The organism is Streptomyces sp. NPDC058646 (assembly GCF_042716875.1).
Classification (GTDB): Bacteria; Actinomycetota; Actinomycetes; order Streptomycetales; family Streptomycetaceae; genus Streptomyces.
This window is the reverse complement of sequence record NZ_JBHXRK010000005.1, coordinates 21,332-34,262: the sequence shown is the minus strand read 5'-3', so window position 1 is coordinate 34,262 and position 12,931 is coordinate 21,332. Positions and strand designations below refer to the sequence as shown.

12 protein-coding genes are annotated in these 12,931 nt (G+C 75.3%); 6 read left to right on the top strand and 6 right to left on the bottom strand.

Annotated features, from left to right (window positions below; genetic code table 11):
* Nucleotides 1-8: 8 nt before the first annotated feature.
* Nucleotides 9-1,661, bottom strand: coding sequence for a carboxylesterase/lipase family protein (locus ACFWUZ_RS08145; protein WP_384368994.1), 1,653 nt, complete (start codon nt 1,659-1,661; stop codon nt 9-11).
* Between the two features lie 181 nt (nt 1,662-1,842).
* Between ACFWUZ_RS08145 and ACFWUZ_RS08140 the strand changes: the two genes are divergently transcribed.
* Nucleotides 1,843-2,880, top strand: coding sequence for a hypothetical protein (locus tag ACFWUZ_RS08140; protein ID WP_384368991.1), 1,038 nt, complete (start codon nt 1,843-1,845; stop codon nt 2,878-2,880).
* A gap of 110 nt (nt 2,881-2,990) precedes the next feature.
* Here ACFWUZ_RS08140 and ACFWUZ_RS08135 read toward each other — a convergent pair whose 3' ends face one another.
* From ACFWUZ_RS08135 to ACFWUZ_RS08125, 3 genes are read right to left on the bottom strand one after another with little or no spacing between them, the layout of a single operon-like run.
* Nucleotides 2,991-4,016, bottom strand: coding sequence for an NAD(P)/FAD-dependent oxidoreductase (locus ACFWUZ_RS08135; RefSeq protein WP_384368988.1), 1,026 nt, complete (start codon nt 4,014-4,016; stop codon nt 2,991-2,993).
* Nucleotides 4,013-4,567, bottom strand: coding sequence for an isoprenylcysteine carboxyl methyltransferase family protein (locus ACFWUZ_RS08130; RefSeq protein ID WP_384369669.1), 555 nt, complete (start codon nt 4,565-4,567; stop codon nt 4,013-4,015). The genes ACFWUZ_RS08135 and ACFWUZ_RS08130 overlap by 4 nt, the downstream gene beginning before the upstream one ends.
* A 57-nt stretch (nt 4,568-4,624) precedes the next feature.
* Nucleotides 4,625-5,683, bottom strand: coding sequence for a type III polyketide synthase (locus ACFWUZ_RS08125; RefSeq protein ID WP_384368985.1), 1,059 nt, complete (start codon nt 5,681-5,683; stop codon nt 4,625-4,627).
* Between the two features lie 76 nt (nt 5,684-5,759).
* Here ACFWUZ_RS08125 and ACFWUZ_RS08120 point away from each other — a divergent pair, with 76 nt between their 5' ends.
* Nucleotides 5,760-6,632: a UbiA family prenyltransferase gene (locus ACFWUZ_RS08120; protein WP_384368982.1), complete on the top strand. Its 873-nt coding sequence runs from the start codon at nt 5,760-5,762 to the stop codon at nt 6,630-6,632.
* A 12-nt stretch (nt 6,633-6,644) separates the two neighbouring features.
* Here the strand turns inward: ACFWUZ_RS08120 and ACFWUZ_RS08115 are convergent, their stop codons facing one another.
* Together ACFWUZ_RS08115 and ACFWUZ_RS08110 are read right to left on the bottom strand one after the other, a co-directional pair.
* The gene (locus tag ACFWUZ_RS08115; RefSeq protein ID WP_384368979.1) at nt 6,645-7,688 is read right to left on the bottom strand and encodes a PHP domain-containing protein; all 1,044 of its coding nucleotides are present in this window, start codon (nt 7,686-7,688) and stop codon (nt 6,645-6,647) included.
* A gap of 184 nt (nt 7,689-7,872) precedes the next feature.
* Nucleotides 7,873-8,367 (bottom strand): MarR family winged helix-turn-helix transcriptional regulator, encoded by a 495-nt coding sequence (locus ACFWUZ_RS08110; protein WP_384368976.1) that lies wholly within the window; start codon nt 8,365-8,367, stop codon nt 7,873-7,875.
* Nucleotides 8,368-8,506: 139 nt separating this feature from the next.
* Here ACFWUZ_RS08110 and ACFWUZ_RS08105 point away from each other — a divergent pair, with 139 nt between their 5' ends.
* The 4 genes from ACFWUZ_RS08105 to ACFWUZ_RS08090 all read left to right on the top strand — a co-directional run bounded on the left by ACFWUZ_RS08105 (nt 8,507) and on the right by ACFWUZ_RS08090 (nt 12,869).
* Entirely contained in the window at nt 8,507-8,917 is a 411-nt protein-coding gene (locus ACFWUZ_RS08105) for an organic hydroperoxide resistance protein (protein WP_384368973.1), read from the top strand.
* 77 nt (nt 8,918-8,994) lie between these two features.
* Nucleotides 8,995-10,716, top strand: a complete 1,722-nt coding sequence (locus ACFWUZ_RS08100; protein ID WP_384368970.1) for an FAD-dependent monooxygenase — start codon at nt 8,995-8,997, stop codon at nt 10,714-10,716.
* A gap of 63 nt (nt 10,717-10,779) precedes the next feature.
* Entirely contained in the window at nt 10,780-12,081 is a 1,302-nt protein-coding gene (locus ACFWUZ_RS08095; protein ID WP_384368967.1) for a VWA domain-containing protein, read from the top strand.
* Entirely contained in the window at nt 12,081-12,869 is a 789-nt protein-coding gene (locus ACFWUZ_RS08090; protein ID WP_384368964.1) for a hypothetical protein, read from the top strand. The genes ACFWUZ_RS08095 and ACFWUZ_RS08090 overlap by 1 nt, the downstream gene beginning before the upstream one ends.
* Nucleotides 12,870-12,931 lie beyond the last annotated feature (62 nt).

The following is a 12,931-nucleotide window of genomic DNA, read 5'->3' as shown; positions in this document are numbered from 1 at the left end:
ACCGGGCTTCACCGGGGCGCGACGGTCCCGGCGGGCCCCGGCCACCGGGCGTCCCAGAACGCGCAGTGGTGTGCGGCCCGCGCGTCCACCGTACGGATCCCGCCCGCCCCCGGCGCCAGGGACAGCACCCGCGCCGCCGCACCGTGCGGCGGCCAGGCGACTGCCCCGGGCGCCTGCGGGACGCCGGTGCGGGCGAACGAGGTCCAGTAGCCGGTCATCCGGTCCGCCAGCTCCCGCTGCGGGCCCTCCAGCGGCACCAGCGTGAACAGGTAGGGCAGTTCGAAGCCGTGCGCGGCTCCGAACGGGAGGTCGGGGGCCTCCGGCAGCCCGAGGAAGTTCGGCGCGTCCGTATCGTCGAACCTGTATTCGTACGTCGGTACGTGCCGGGCCAGCGCACGGCCGTCCCGCAGCGCCGGGCAGACGAACGAGACGTCGGACAGCACGGCGGCCCAGGCCGCCGCCGGTGCCGGATGGGCCGACACGGGATAGCGGGCCTCCACGTCCCGGGCGGTCGCGGTACCGAAGGACCCCTCCAGCCGGGCCCGGTAGGCGGCTTCGTCGCCGACCGGGTACGCCGCCAGGGTCTGCCCGACGAAGAGGCGCATCTCGTCCTTGGTGCTGCCCTGCATCACGGGCACCCGGTGGAACCGGCCCTCCCGCAGGGCCCGCCGGGGCTCCACCGGCAGCTGGCCGTTGCCGTAGGAGACCAGCGAGAACGTCTGCATCAGCTCCGGCGTGGCGAGGGCACGGGCGTCCAGCGCGCGCAGGCAGTCCAGTACCCCGGCCGGACGCGCGCAGCCGAGGCGGGCCGCCGCCGCGGCGCCGTCCGCGACCGTGCGCCGCTCCGGCACGAAGGGCTCGTACGCGCCCAGCTCCGGCAGCAGGGCCCGGGGCGGCATGGTGGTCGAGCAGGAGCCGCTCTGCACGGCCGCCCGGTGGAAGAGGCCCGCCGAGGCGGGCGAGGTGAGGTGCGCGCAGACGCTGAGCGCGCCGGCCGACTCCCCGAACACGGTGACGTTGCGCGGATCGGCCCCGAAGGGTGCCGCGTTGGCCTGCACCCAGCGCAGCGCCGCCTGCTGGTCCGCGAGGGCGAAACCGGGCGCCCCGCCCAGCTCCGGATGGCCGAACAAACCGAAGATCCCCAGCCGGTAGTTGACCGTCACGACCACGGTGTCGCCGCGGACGGCCAGCCCGCCCGGCCGGTAGAGGTCGCCCGCGCCGTTGACGAAGCCACCGCCGTGGAACCAGACCATGACGGGCCGCGGCCGGCCCGGGACGGCGCGCTCCGCAGGAACGGTGACGTTGAGGTGGAGGCAGTCCTCCGAGCCGGCCGGACCGCCCGGCCCCAGCGCGGGCAGCTGCACGCACCGGGCACCCGGCGCCCCGGCATCGCGCACCCCCTCCCACCGCGCGGCCCGCTCGGGGAGCCGCCAGCGCAGGGCGCCCGTCGGGGGAGCGGCGTAGGGGATCCCCTCGAAGGTGCGGTACGCACCGTGCGTCCGGCCCCGCACCTGCCCCCCGTCGGTGAGGACGACGGGCCGCCCCGGGCCGCCGTCCGCTGCGTGCGCCGTGGCGGGGCGCGGCCACAGCAGGGCAGGCAGGAGCAGAACCGGCAGGAGCAGCAGGACCAGGGGGAGCCGGACGGTACGCGGGTCACGCACGACTGATGCCCTTTCGTGTGCGGCACCCCTGGCGCCGGAGCACGCGGAGCGCCCCGTTTGCCCGCCCCGAATGGCGCAGTGAGCAGAAGTGGCACTCAATGTAACAAAGCGTGCGCTTCCCATGACGCACGATGACCGGCGTGCGATGTGTAGACCCGCGTGTCGGCGAACGGAGCTTTCCATGAATGACCCCATCGCCCTCGCGGCCACGGAAAACGAAGACCGCCAGGGAACCCCCGACACCACCGCACCGGAAGCGGCGGGCACCGAGCCCGTCCATACAGTCCTGCGGACGGCCGCAACCTGCCGTCCGCTCGAGGAAGTCACCGAACTGGTGAGCCTCCTCAAGGAGACCGGCCAGCTCCCCAACCCCGGGCACGAGGCCCTGCGCACCGCCGCCGTGACCCGCCCCGTGCACGAGGTCCGCCGCATGGTCGCCCTGCTGGGCGAGCCCCCGCACGAGGTCGTCGAGGCCGACATCACGCTGCGCGCAGCCGCGGTCGGACGGCCCATCGAGGAAGTGGCCCTGCTGGTGAGCATCCTCGGCGCCCCCGAGACCGCCGAGCCGGACGGACTGCACCCCGCCGGGGCCGCCCCGCCGTCGGCCCGGACGGGCGGCGAACTGCCCGGGAACCCGCACGGGAAGCCGTACGCCCCGAACGGGGATCCCCACCAGGAGGCCCCCGAGGAGATGCCGTACGAGGAACCGTACGATCCGCCTCACAGGGAGGTGCACGACGCCCCGTCCGCGGAGCGGCCCCGGCGCACCGCCCCCGGCGGCCGGGCCCCCGCGCCGCCGGCGCCCGCCCCCGCCCCTGCCTCCGCGGCCCTGCGGCACGTCCTGCGCTGGCCCGTGGCGCTCACCCTGCTCGTCACCAGCGCCCTGCACCTGCCCCGGGACCTGACGGTGCCGCCGTCCGCCGCCCCCGCCGAACTCCTGCCCCTGATCGCGACCGTGCTGTGCCTGGGCTTCGGCGTGCTGCTGGCCCTGTGGGACACCACGACGGTGTGGCGCGGCGCCGCCGCCGCGGTCGGCGTCGTCGCACTGCACGCGCTCGGCGGCACGGCGGACTTCGACCCGCTGGGCGGCGCCGTGAGCGCGTCCCTGGCCTGGGCCGGGGTCGTCGCCGTGCTGTGTGCGGCGGCCGGCGCGGTCCTCGCGGGCATGGCCCTGCGCGCCCGCCCCGCCGCCCGCACCCGGCCGGGGGAGGCGGCCTGAGCGGCGCCCGGCCCCTGCTGAGCCGACACGGATCGCAACGGCACCCCGCGCCCCGCGCGGGGTGCCGTTCCCGTGGCGCGCACCCGGCACCGGGCACCTGGCACCGGAGTTCACGCGAGCAGGTTCACCGCCCCCGTGAACACCCGCGGCAGCCGGGCCGCCAGCGGGACGATCCGCCGGGCCAGCGCCGGCCGGTGGCGGGCCCACAGCAAGGACGCGGTCAGCATGCGGTAGCTGCGGGACAGCTCCCGCCAGGCCCGTTCGTACGCCTGCGGCCTCCCCTCCCGTACGCAGCGCACCAGTTCACCCGCTGCCGTGACCGCAAGGGTGAGGCCCTCACCGGTCAGCGCGTCGACGTAGCCGGCGGCGTCCCCCACGAACAGCACGCGCCCCGCGACCCGTACGCGGGCCTGCTGGCGCAGCGGCCCGGCGCCGCGCACCGCCGTCCCCGCCCCCCGGGGCAGCCGGGCGGCCAGCAGCGGGAAGTCCGCCAGCTGCACGTCGAAGGGGGCCTGCCGCGTCGTCAGGACGGCCACCCCGACCAGGCCGGGCGCGAGCGGGGTCACGTACGCCTCGCAACCGGCCGACCAGTGCACCTCGACGAGATCGCTCCAGGCTTCCACCGCGTAGTGGCGGCGCAGTCCGTAGCGCGCGGGCCGACCCGGTACGGGCGGCACCGCCAGGCCCAGCCCGCGCCGGACGGGGGAGTGCAGGCCGTCCGCCGCCACCAGGTAGCGGGCGGTGAGCCCGGCCGCCCGGACCCGGTGCTCGTCCTGGCTGACCTCCTCGACCCGCCGCGCCAGCACCCGTACGCCGAGCCGCGCGGCGCGTACGGCCAGCGCCGCCTGGAGGGCGGTGCGCCGGGCGCCGAGGCCCGGGCCGTCGCGGAACAGCCCGTCCGCGTGCCGCCCGCCGACGGCGTCCACGTACCGGATGCCGGCGAAGGGATGCCCGGACACGGGCACGCCCAGCTCCCGCAGACGGCGGACCGCGCCGGGCATCAAACCTTCCCCGCAGGCCTTGTCGATGGGGGTGGGGCGGGGCTCCACGACCACGGCTTCCAGGCCGGCGCGGGCCGCGTGGATGGCGGTCGCCAGGCCGGCCGGGCCTCCGCCCGCGATCAACAGGTCGATCACCGTGCGGCGCCCGCACCGGGCACGGAAGCCGGTGCGCGCAGCCGGCCCCCCTCCGTCAGGGCGGTCTCCTCGCAGCCGATCCGCACGCGCAGCAGCACCAGGTTGAGGACGGTGAAGCCGAGCGCCGTCAGCCAGGCCGAGTGCACCAGCGGCAGCGCGGCTCCTTCCGCGACGACCGCCACGTAGTTGGGATGGCGCAGCAGCCGGTACGGGCCCCGCTCCACCAGCGGCAGCCCGGGTACGACGAGCACCCGGGTGTTCCAGCGCGGCCCGAGGGTGGCGATGCACCACCAGCGCAGGCCCTGCGCGGCGAGCACCACGGCCAGCGCGGACCAGCCCAGCGCGGGCACGAACGGCCGGTCCAGGGCCCACGGTTCGACGAGGCAGCCCGCCAGCAGGGCGGTGTGCAGGGCGACCATGGCCGGATAGTGGCCCCGGCCGTACTCGCGGCCGCCGCGGGCCAGGCTCCACGCGGTGTGGCGGCGGGCCGTGACGAGTTCGGCGAGGCGCTCGGCCACGACGAGGCCGACGAGGAGCAGGTACCAGGTCATCGAGGGGGAGAGGGCAGGGGGCAGAGAGGGCATCGGCATGTGATCACCAGTCACCGGTCACCAGCGGAGCAGGACGAGTTCGGAGGCGAAGCCCGGGCCGAAGCCGAGCATGAGCCCGACCGATCCGGGCGGCGGCCCCGCCGCCTGCACACCGCTCAGGATGTGCAGCACCGAGGCCGAGGACAGGTTGCCGGCGGTCGCCAGCGAACGCCGGGAGGCGGCGAGGGCCGCTTCGGGCAGCGACAGCGCGTCCTCGAGCACGTCGAGGATCTTCGGACCGCCGGGATGGCAGATCCAGGCGTCGACGTCCGAGGGCTTGAGGTCGTGCGCGGCGAGGAAGGACTCGACCTCCTCGGCCACGTGCAGCCGCACCAGGTCCGGGAGTTCGCGGCCGAGGACCATGCGGAAGCCCCAGTGCCCGATGTCCCAGCCGAGGAGGTGCTCGGTCCCCGGGTACAGGCGGCTGCGCGCGGCGACGACCGAAGGCCCGCGGGCCGTCGCGTACAGGGGGTGGTCGCGGCCGACCGCCAGCAGGGCGCCCGCGCCGTCGCCGAAGAGGGCCCCGGCCACCAGGTTCGCCGGTGAGGTGTCGGTGGGCTGCAGGGTGAGCGAGCAGAGCTCGGTGGACAGCAGCGCGGCGGCGTGGTCCGGCCGGCCCGTCAGCTGGTCGTGCAGGATGCCCAGCCCGGCGGCGCCGGCCGCGCAGCCGAGGCCGAAGAGCGGCATCCGCCGCACGTCGGGCCGCAGACCGGTGCGGGTGGCGAGGCGCGCCTCCAGGGAGGGGGTCGCCAGGCCGGTCACCGTGGTCGAGAGGACGAGGTCGACGTCCCGGCCCGTCAGACCGGCCTCGGCCAGGGCTTCGCCCATGGCCCGCGCGCCCAGTTCCAGGGCGGTCGCGACGAACAGGGCGTTCGTCGTGCCGAAGTCGTTCGACGGACCGTACCGCTCCAGGGGAAGCACCAGATGGCGGGCCTCCACCCGCACCGAGGCGTGGATGCGGTGCAGGAGGGCGGTATCGGAGCCGGGCGGCAGGAAGCGGGCGAGTGCTGCCGTGATCTCGGACTGCTGATGGCGGTGGGGCGGGAACACGCTGCTCACTGCCAGGACACGTGTCATTGCTTCAACATAGGGAAAAAGTGACACATCGTAAGGAATCGCGTGTACCGGGCGCGGCGCCGCATAGCGTGGCCGCGTGCCCGTGAGAAGCGCAGTGCCCCAGCCGCAGTCCCGTGCCGCCTCCCCCGGCCGCCCCGGCGCCGCCGGTGTCCTCGCGGGGCTGGCCGGGGCGTGCCACCCGCTGCCGGCCGCCGCCGTCACCGGCTTCGCGGCCGCGCTCGCCGTCGCGGCGGGCCGCGGCCTGCCGGGGGCCGCCCTCACGGCCGGGGCGGTGGCCGCCGGACAGCTCTCCGTCGGCTGGTGCAACGACCGCGCCGACCTCCGGCGCGACCTGACCACGGGCCGCCGGGACAAACCCCTGGTGGCCGGTACGGCGTCCCCCGCGGCCGTGACCCGCGCGGCGGCCCTGGCCCTGCTGCTCTGCGTTCCGCTGTCGCTGGCCTCGGGGCTCCTCGCGGGCGCCGTGCACCTGGTCGCGGTGACGGCGGCCTGGGCCTACAACCTCCGGCTCAAGAGCACGGCCGTCTCCTGGCTCCCGTACGCCGTGGCCTTCGGGCTGCTGCCCGCCTTCGTCACGCTGGGCCTGCCCGGAGCGCCCTGGCCGCCGCCGTGGCTCACGGCCGCCGCGGCCCTCATCGGCACCGGCGCGCACTTCGCCAACGTCCTGCCCGACATCGAGGACGACCTGGCCACCGGGGTCACGGGGCTGCCGCAGCGGCTCGGCGCACGCCGGTCGGCCGCCCTCGCCGGGCTGCTCGTCCTCGGCTCCACCGCGGTCCTGGTCGCCGGCCCGCCGGGGGCGGTGACGGCGTACGGCTGGGGGCTGCTGGCCGCGACGGCGCTCACGCTGCTGCTCACGGCCGGCCGGCCGGGCCGGGTCCCGTTCCTCGCCACCCTCGCCGTCGCGGGGGCGGACGTGACCCTCCTGCTGTTCCGGCTGCACGGCTGAGACGCCCGTACGTCACGCCGTGGCCGGACGCCGGGTGCGGGTCCAGGCCAGGAGGTCGTCCGCCGCCCAGGTGTTGACGACGCGCTCGGCCGGTACGCCGCACTGCACGGCCCGTTCGCAGCCGAGGATCTGCCAGTCCAGCTGGCCCGGCGCGTGCGCGTCGGTGTCGATCGCGAAGAGGGTTCCGGCCTCCACCGCGAGGCGGAGCAGCCGGCGCGGCGGATCCAGCCGCTCGGGCCTGCTGTTGATCTCCACGGCGGTGCCGGCCTCCGCGCAGGCCGCGAAGACCGCCTCCGCGTCGAACTGCGACTCGGGCCGGGTCCTGCCGGTCACCAGCCGGCCGGTGCAGTGGCCCAGCACGTCCATGAGGGGGTTGCGTACGGCTGCCAGGAGCCGGCGGGTCATCGCGGGCGACTCCATCCGCAGCTTGGAGTGGACCGAGCCCACGACGAGGTCGAGACGGTCCAGCAGCTCGGGTTCCTGGTCCAGCGACCCGTCGTCGAGGATGTCGCACTCGATGCCGGTGAGCAGCCGGAAGGGTGCCCACGTCCCGTTCAGCTCCGCGACCACCTCCAGCTGCTCGCGCAGCCGTTCGGGGGAGAGCCCCCGGGCGACCGTCAGCCGCGGCGAATGGTCGGTCAGCACGCACCAGTCGTGCCCCAGCGAGGCGGCGGCCCGCCCCATGGCCTCGATCGGGCTGCCGCCGTCGGACCAGTCCGAGTGCACGTGGCAGTCGCCGCGCAGCGCCGCCCTGAGCCCGGCGGCGGCGGGCGAGGCGGGCGGGCCCTCCGGCATCGCGGCGGCCTCGTCCTCCAGCTTCTGCAGGTATTCCGGCACGGAGCCGGTCAGAGCCTCCCGTACGACCTGGGCGGTGGTGGGGCCGATGCCCTTCAGGGACTCCAGCGAACCGGCCGTCCCGGCCCGCTCGGCCACCTCGCGCCCGCCGAGGTGCTTGAGCGTGGCCGCCGCGGTACGGAACGCCCGGACCCGGTAGGTGGGCGCCTGCGCGCGCTCCAGCAGGAAGGCGATCCGGTCCAGGGCCGCAAGCGGGTCCATCGTGTACCTCCTCGACGCCCCCCGCCCAGTGTGGCAAGGGGCGGGACCCCTTGCACGGGCAGGTGCGGCGGCGTCCGGAGCGACGGCGGCCGCGCGGTCCGAGCGGGCGACGGGACCGGGCCGCACGGGCCCTCCGGCTCAGCGGAGCGCGGCGGACCCGCGGACGGGAGCGGGGCCCGCGTCCTCAGGCCTCCTGCGGTGCGGCGGCCTCCTGCGGAGCGGCGGCGTCCAGGGCGGCGGTGAGGCGGTTCAGACGGGCCTGGAGGTCCTGGATCTCGGCGAGGTCGAAGCCGGTCGCGGTCGCGATGCGCCGGGGTACCTCGACCGCCCGGCCGCGCAGCGCGACGCCCTCCGCGGTGAGCTGTGCGTACACGGACCGCTCGTCCTCGGTGCTGCGCTCGCGGCGCACCAGACCGGCCGCCTCCAGCCGCTTGAGCAGGGGCGACAGGGTCCCGGAATCCAGCCGGAGGTGCTGCCCGAGCTGCTTGACCGGCATCGCGCCGTGCTCCCACAGCACGAGCATCACCAGGTACTGCGGATAGGTCAGGCCGAGGTCCTTCAGTACGACCCGGTAGAGACCGCCGAAGGCGCGGCTCGCCGCGTTCAGCGCGAAGCAGATCTGGCCGTCCAGGCGCAGAAAGTCCTGGTCGGGGTGGGCTGCGGTCGGCTTCTCGGTCATGACGGCCAGTGTACCCGGGGTGGATGGGCGAGGCATTTAATTGTGCACAACTTAATTGTGTGCTCTACTGGTGGGGCGCGGTCGGGAACCGGCCGCCACCCACCACTGCCAGGTCACACCCCTGCGAAAGGACCCTCCGATGGACGCGCTCTACACCGCAGTCGCCACCGCCAACGGCCGCGAAGGCCGTGCCGTCAGCTCCGACGGCCAGATCGACCTCGCACTGGCCATGCCGCCGGCGCTCGGTGGCAACGGGCAGGGCACCAACCCCGAGCAGCTCTTCGCCGCCGGCTACGCCGCCTGCTTCGCCAGCGCGCTCGGCCTGGTCGGCCGGCAGGCCCGCGTCGACACCAGCGAGGTGTCCGTCACCGCCGAGGTCTCCATCGGCAAGGACGGCGCGGGCTTCGGCCTGGCCGCGGTCCTGCGCATCGAACTCCCCGAGTCCCTGGCGGGCGAGACGGGCGCGCTGCTCGTCAAGCAGGCCCACGAGGTCTGCCCGTACTCCCGGGCCACCCGCGGCAACATCGACGTGGAGCTCGTCATCGAGTAAAGATGCCGCGGGCCCGGCGGACGCCGACGATGGAGGGGCACGGGATCCGTTCGGGGATGCACGCCCGGGAGGCGTCAGTGCCACACACCTACGCGACGGAGGTACTGGTCACGGGCGCCGGACCCGTCGGACTGACGGCGGCGGGGGAGCTCCGCAGACGGGGCGTCTCCTGCCGGATCGTCGACCGCCTGCCCGCCCGGCTCCCGTTCGCCAAAGCGGTGGGGATCCAGCCGCGCACCCTGGAGCTCTGGGACCGCACGGGACTGGTCCGCACCGCCCTGGACGCGGCCGTCCCCCTGCGCGGCCAGCTGCTCTACGTCAACGGCACCGAACAGGCCCGCATCGAACTCGCACTGCCGCCGGAGGTCCCGTACGGGTTCGCCGCACTGCCGCAGTACGAGACCGAGCGGATCCTCGACGGGTTCCTGGCCCGGTACGGCACCCGTGTCGAGCGCGGCGTCGAGCTGGTGTCGTTCACCCAGGACGCCGAGGGCGTCACCTGCCGTCTGCGCACCGCCTCCGGCGCGGAGGAAGAGCTGCGGACCCGGTACCTGGTCGGCTGCGACGGTGCGCACAGCACCGTCCGCAAGGGGCTCGGGCTCACCTACGGGGGCGGGACCTTCGCCGAGGAGTACATGCTCGCCGACGTCGCCGTCGACTGGGACCTTCCCCAGGGCTACGGCGTCCGCTCCATGCACCGCGACGCCGCCGGCGCCGTCGACGACGCCCTGGTGTGCATCCCGCTGCCGGGCCGCGGCCGCTACCGGATGTCGATGCTGGTCCCGCCCGCGCTGTCGGCCCAGGCCGCACCGGACACCGCAGCCCCGCAGGGCGCGGCGGCCGACGGGGTCGCCCACGGACTGCAGCAGAGCGCCCGGCTGCCCGGACTCCCCGACATCCAGGCCGTCCTGGACCGGCTGTCACCCCGCCCCACCAAGGCCTCCGACATGCGCTGGGCCTCGGTGTTCCGGATCAGCCACCGGATCGTGGACCGCTACGCCGTCGACCGGGTCTTCGTCGCCGGCGACGCGGCGCACATCCATCCCCCGACGGGCGCCCAGGGCATGAACACCGGCATCCAGGACGCCTGGAACCTGGCCTGGAAGCTCGCCCTCGCCCTCGACGGGCGAGCCCGCCCCGGACTCCTCGCCAGCTACGACGCCGAACGCCGGCCCGTCGGCGAAGAAGTCGTGGGCCGCACGGTGCGGCACGCCGTCCAGGGCATCGAGGCCGACCCGGACGACCCCGCCACCCTGATCCTGCGCGAGGCCCAACTGCTCGTCGGCTACCGGGGCAGCCCGATCGTGGACCCGCCCGGCGAAGGCCCCGGACCCCGACCGGGCGACAGGGCCCCGGACAGCACCGGCCTCACCCGCTCCATCGCGACCTACCCGCTGCGCCTGTACGACCTCCTGCGCGACCGCGATCACCTCCTGCTCCTGTACGTCGACGCCAAGGCCGAAGACAACCGGACCGGGACCGGGACCGCGGGCGGGACCACGGGCGGATGGATCGACGAACTCGCCCGGACGGCCGCTGAGTTCTCCGGCGGCCGGGTCGACACCTGCGTGATCCTCGCCCCCGACGCGCCGGCCGCTACCGGCGTCCAGGCCGCCTACCGCGACACCGGCGGCGAGTTCGCCCGCCTCTGGGTGGTGGACCGGACGACCGCCTTCGTCCTCCGCCCGGACGGCTACCTCGCCGCCCGCCTGACCCCGCCCGACCCCGAAGCGCTGGCCGCCCACCTCGCGGCCGCCTTCGCCCCGGGCACCCAGAACCCGGAATCCCCGGTCCGGTAGGCCCGAAAGGCGTGACGAAAGCCCTGTTTTGGATTGCCGGAAGATCCTCAATACGATCCGGCGATGATCACAAGAACACGGCTTGCGGCCGGGGCGTGCGGCCTGCTCGCCGCCCTGGCCGTCGGGCTCTTCCCGGCGAGCGCCACCGCCGCCGACGGGCCGAAGGCCAAGGAACCCCCCAAGGTCGACCTCGTCCTGGACGTCAGCGGCTCCATGCGCGCGACCGACATCGACGGCCAGTCCCGGATGGCCGCCGCGAAGCAGGCCTTCAACGAGGTCATCGACGCGGTCCCCGACGAAGTACGGCTCGGCATACGCACGCTGGGGGCCACCTACCCCGGTGACGACCGGGAACAGGGCTGCAAGGACACCAAGCAGCTCTACCCCGTCGGGCCGTTGAACCGGACCGAGGCCAAGACCGCCGTCGCGACCCTCGCCCCCACCGGCTGGACGCCCATCGGACCGGCTCTGCTCGGCGCGGCCCAGGACCTCGAAGGCGGTGAAGCGACCAAACGGATCGTCCTCATCACCGACGGCGAGGACACCTGCGCCCCCCTCGACCCCTGCGAAGTGGCCCGCGACATCGCCGCCAAGGGCATCCACCTCGTCATCGACACCCTCGGCCTGGTCCCCGACGCCAAGACCCGCGCCCAGCTCACCTGCATCGCCGAAGCCACCGGCGGCACGTACACCGCGGTGCAGCACAAGGACGAACTCTCCAGCAGGGTGAAACAGTTGGTGGACCGGGCGGCCGACCCGGCCGTCAACCCGGTGGCCACCGAAGGCGCGCAGCAGTGCGCGAACGCCCCGCAGCTGAAGCCCGGCCTCTACAGCGACCGCGAGACCTTCGGCGAGCACCGCTGGTACCGGGTCGACGTCCGCCCCGGCCAGGAACTGCGCGCCTCCGTCAGCCTCGCCGCCGACCGGGCCGTCAACAACGACTACGGCCTCCTGCTGCGGGCCACCACCCTCCACGGGCGGGAGATCGTCCGCGGCTCCGAGGCGGGCGACGGGCGCACCGACGTCATCTCGACCGGCCTGCGCTACCCGAAGGCCGGGACCGACGCCTCCGGGGAGGACGGGAACGGCGCCGGAGGCCGGGACGGCGAAGGGGCCGCGGAGACCGTCTGCATCCAGGTCAGCAACTCCTTCTCCGCACCCGCCTCCGTCAAGACCACCCCGGGCATGCCGCTGGAGCTGACCGTCGAGCTGGTCGACGGACCCGACGAGCCGTCCGACGCGGCCGCGTTCGGACTCGGGCGCGGCTGGTGGCTGCTCGCCGCCCTCGTGCTCACCGGACTGGTGGCCGGGCTGGTGTGGGGCTGGATCTCGCGCTGGCGCATCTCCGTCTGGAGGACCAACTGATGCGTACCGTACGCGTGCTGACCGCCGCCCTGCTGGCCGCGGCCGCCGCCCTCACCACCGCCGGAACGGCAGCCGCCGGCACCCCGCCGGCGAGCCCCCGCCCCACCGACGGCAAGGGTGACGCCGCCCCGACCGAGGCGGGCACCGGCTTCCGTACCGCCACACCGCTGCGACCGGGCCAGCAGGCCACCGCCGGGGCGTCCACCGGCGACTACCTCTACTGGGTGCTGCCCGTCGACGCGCAGCAGCGCGTCACGGTGAAGGCCGCGGTCACGCTGCCCGAACCGGCGCTCCGGCACGGCGCCTCGACCTGGCAGCTCGACGTGTACGACGGGCTGCGCCGCCGCCAGGCGTGCACCTACGGCGCACAGGCCCGGGCCGCCGCCAAGGATGCCCCCACGGTCGAACTGTCCTGCACCCTGCGCACCGTCCGGGCCGGCGCGGAGCCCTGGTCCAACGACCCCCTGCCGGGCAGCTACTACGTACGGCTGACGGTCCTCGACCTGCCCGAGGAGGACCTGGGCCTGCCGGTGCGCGCAGCCGTCGAGGCCACGGTGGCGGAGACCGGCGGCGCCCACGCCGTGGACGGCGCCCTCGCGGCGCCCCTGGTCCCCGCCACCGTCACCGGGGCCCTGCGCGAGCCGGAGGGCGGCTGGTCCGGCGGCTGGTGGTCCGACCGCTGGCTGTGGACCGCGGCCGGCGGAGTACTCGCCGCCCTCGCGGGCCTCTTCGGGTACTCCCTCACGCGCGGCGCGGGCCGCCCGTCCCGGGTGCCGCCGAACGTGTGACGGCTGCGCGCGGCACGAACGCGGAGACGGTCGCCGCCCCGGGGAACTCCCGGGGCGGCGAC

Bases quoted from the DNA above. Each gene is read 5' to 3' on its own strand.
- ACFWUZ_RS08140 (WP_384368991.1), top strand. From the start codon at position 1,843: ATGAATGACCCCATCGCCCTCGCGGCCACGGAAAACGAAGACCGCCAG.
- ACFWUZ_RS08130 (WP_384369669.1), bottom strand. From the start codon at position 4,567: ATGACCTGGTACCTGCTCCTCGTCGGCCTCGTCGTGGCCGAGCGCCTC.
- ACFWUZ_RS08125 (WP_384368985.1), bottom strand. From the start codon at position 5,683: ATGACACGTGTCCTGGCAGTGAGCAGCGTGTTCCCGCCCCACCGCCAT.
- ACFWUZ_RS08115 (WP_384368979.1), bottom strand. From the start codon at position 7,688: ATGGACCCGCTTGCGGCCCTGGACCGGATCGCCTTCCTGCTGGAGCGC.
- ACFWUZ_RS08110 (WP_384368976.1), bottom strand. From the start codon at position 8,367: ATGACCGAGAAGCCGACCGCAGCCCACCCCGACCAGGACTTTCTGCGC.
- ACFWUZ_RS08105 (WP_384368973.1), top strand. From the start codon at position 8,507: ATGGACGCGCTCTACACCGCAGTCGCCACCGCCAACGGCCGCGAAGGC.
- ACFWUZ_RS08095 (WP_384368967.1), top strand. From the start codon at position 10,780: ATGATCACAAGAACACGGCTTGCGGCCGGGGCGTGCGGCCTGCTCGCC.
- ACFWUZ_RS08090 (WP_384368964.1), top strand. From the start codon at position 12,081: ATGCGTACCGTACGCGTGCTGACCGCCGCCCTGCTGGCCGCGGCCGCC.